We start from the raw sequence: 851 nt of genomic DNA on the forward strand, positions 1-851 counted from the left end.
GTGCCCCGGTCGTGGCCGCCGCGCCGCCGAAGCCCGCGCCGGCCCCGGTGCCCGCTCCGGCGCCCGAACCCAGCTTCCTGTCGTCGCTGCTCGATGACAACCTRCCAGCCCTGCTCGGCGGCATCGCCGTGCTGCTGCTCGGCGGTTTCGCGGCGTGGCGCTTCAGCAAGCGCGCCAAGCGCGACAGCGGTGAAACCTCGTTCCTCGAAAGCCGTCTTCAACCGGACTCTTTCTTCGGGGCGAGCGGCGRCCAGCGCATCGACACGCGTGACGCCGGCGGTGCCTCGTCGTCGATGAGCTATTCGCTGAGCCAGCTCGATGYCATCGGCGATGTCGACCCGGTCGCCGAGGCCGACGTCTACCTGGCCTACGGCCGCGACCTGCAGGCCGAGGAAATCCTCAAGGAAGCCATGCGCGCGAGCCCCGAGCGCCTGGYGATCCGCACCAAGCTGCTCGAGGTCTACGCCAAGCGCCGCGACACCAAGGGCTTCGAGCTGCTGGCCACGCAGCTGTTCGGCCTGACCGGCGGCCAGGGCGAAGACTGGGCCAAGGCCCAGGAGATCGGCCAGCAGATCGATCCGGAGAACCCGATGTACCGCCCGGGCGGTGGACCGGCCACCGGCGGTGGCGAAGCGCGTCCGTCGGCCGAGTTGCTGGGTGCGAGCACGATGCCGCAATCGGTGCTGCCATCGCCGTCCGAGTTCGGCACCAGCGGTTCGCACGGCAGCGGTTTCGACAGCACCGGCGCCGGCATGGACCTCGACCTCGACCTGGCCCTGCCGAGCGGCTCGGCCGTGTCGGCGCCGCACCTGCCGGAAGAGACCCAGCCGCTGCCGACCGGCGAGGTCGGC

The 851-nt window shown here is 71.3% G+C and carries 1 protein-coding gene; it reads left to right on the top strand.

The window, feature by feature from the left end; all coding sequences use genetic code 11:
• Nucleotides 1-851: type IV pilus assembly protein FimV (locus AC1D01_RS36875; RefSeq protein ID WP_477874794.1), on the top strand; the 851-nt coding region annotated here is incomplete at both ends.

The organism is Rhizobacter sp. P3_B12 (assembly GCF_056402895.1).